The sequence below is a fragment of the Aminobacter sp. P4_H6_2 genome, from assembly GCF_056400805.1.
Genome location: NZ_JBFUKO010000977.1, coordinates 1 through 1334, shown reverse-complemented (window position 1 = coordinate 1334; position 1334 = coordinate 1). Strand labels below are relative to the sequence as shown.

Annotated in this window: 4 protein-coding genes; 3 read left to right on the top strand and 1 reads right to left on the bottom strand. The window is 55.8% G+C overall.

What is annotated here, in order from left to right:
* Positions 1-159, top strand: a 159-nt coding sequence (locus AC1DUU_RS32235) for a DUF982 domain-containing protein (protein ID WP_476787354.1), incomplete at its 5' end; no start/stop codon positions are given.
* 113 nt (positions 160-272) lie between these two features.
* Positions 273-584, top strand: a complete 312-nt coding sequence (locus tag AC1DUU_RS32230; protein WP_476787353.1) for a DUF982 domain-containing protein — start codon at positions 273-275, stop codon at positions 582-584.
* 126 nt (positions 585-710) lie between these two features.
* Here AC1DUU_RS32230 and AC1DUU_RS32225 read toward each other — a convergent pair whose 3' ends face one another.
* The gene (locus AC1DUU_RS32225) at positions 711-1070 is read right to left on the bottom strand and encodes a 6-pyruvoyl trahydropterin synthase family protein (RefSeq protein WP_476787352.1); all 360 of its coding nucleotides are present in this window, start codon (positions 1068-1070) and stop codon (positions 711-713) included.
* Between the two features lie 83 nt (positions 1071-1153).
* On the opposite strand from AC1DUU_RS32225, the gene AC1DUU_RS32220 reads away from it, so the two are divergent.
* Positions 1154-1334: hypothetical protein (locus AC1DUU_RS32220; protein ID WP_476787351.1), on the top strand; the 181-nt coding region annotated here is incomplete at its 3' end.

Below are 1334 nucleotides of genomic sequence, written 5' to 3'. Positions count from 1 at the left end.
GCGTGGCCCCGCGACAAGCGCAATCCGTTCTTCGATCTGGCCGAGAATGCCATGCAGGCTGCGATCAATGGATCGATACCGGTCGAAGAGGCCAGAGAAGCCTTTCAGTCCTTTTGCAGAGAGCAAGGGATATTGGATCAAAATCCGTTGAAAGACTGAGCCGCGGACGGTCGCTACCCTTGAAGCAAGAACCCGGCGTCGCCATTTCTCAGTCAGCTTGTCGCGACCTAGCGCGGCGATTCCCGCGCTTGCTCACAAAACGGTCCAAGACCATGGAGGAAGTGTTGATACCCCAAGTCTTTTCCCGCTCGATATTCGTGAAAGATAGTGATGAAGGCGTCATCGAAATTGCGAACGTTGCCGATGCGACCGACTTTCTTTCCACATGGCCGGAAAGTAGGCGCGGTCCAATCTATAAGACGGYCTTGCGTGCGTGCCATGCCGCGCGAGATGGGCAACTGACTGTTGATGGTGCGCGCAACGCGTTCGCTGGATTCGCGCGATCGGTCGGAATAAGAGAGCCCGACGCGGCTTCGATCGATCCGTGGAAGGTCAAGCCAAAGACTGGCCGGATGCCTCTCTGAAGGGTAGCTCACGCTGCCACTCCCTGCCGCATCATCTTGAACCGCTGGCAGGCCTCGCCGGCTATGGCGATGCCGACTGCCTGGCGCTGCAAAATTGGGTTTTTACAGAGCGCGCTGTTGAAGGTTTTAGCCTGAGGAGCGCCCCCGATATACCGTGCCTTCGGCCTGACCGTCCGGACCCCGCGCGACGGTAATGCGGTCGAGTTGCGGGAGGTGATGCTCCATCCGTTCCCAAATCCAGCGCGCTACATTCTCCAGCGATGGCACGCCAAGACCGTCGATCTCATTGAGATATTTATGATCAAGTAGTTTTCGGATAGCCTCGATCCGCTCTTCCACTTCGTAGAGATTGGCCGGCCAACCAAAAACGGGGTCGGGAGCACCTATCAAGTGAACACTAACTCTAAACGAATGACCATGGAGCCCGGAAAAGGGCGCCAATTGGTGAGCTGCCTCAAAAGTGAACTCCTTGAACGTCTCAATCATTGGCAAGCTGGGACCTATCTGAGTTGTAAAAGTTCGTGGCAATCTGCCATCAGACACCCACGCGGTCAAACGAGTTGCCGCGAATGCCACTGCTTCTTAACTTTAGTGCTCACGGCATTTGGAAAATTGTTGCGATGGGCCGTCAATTCGGTCTTCATCAGCAGCGGCACCAAGCGGTGCAGAACGACAGTTTCAGGGGAGAGCTCGCAATGTATCACGTTTCGTCTTCGTTCGTCCGGACCGTGGCGCTGGCATCGTCAATTG

Coding starts and splice junctions, on each gene's coding strand:
- AC1DUU_RS32225 (WP_476787352.1), bottom strand. CDS start 1,070: ATGATTGAGACGTTCAAGGAGTTCACTTTTGAGGCAGCTCACCAATTG.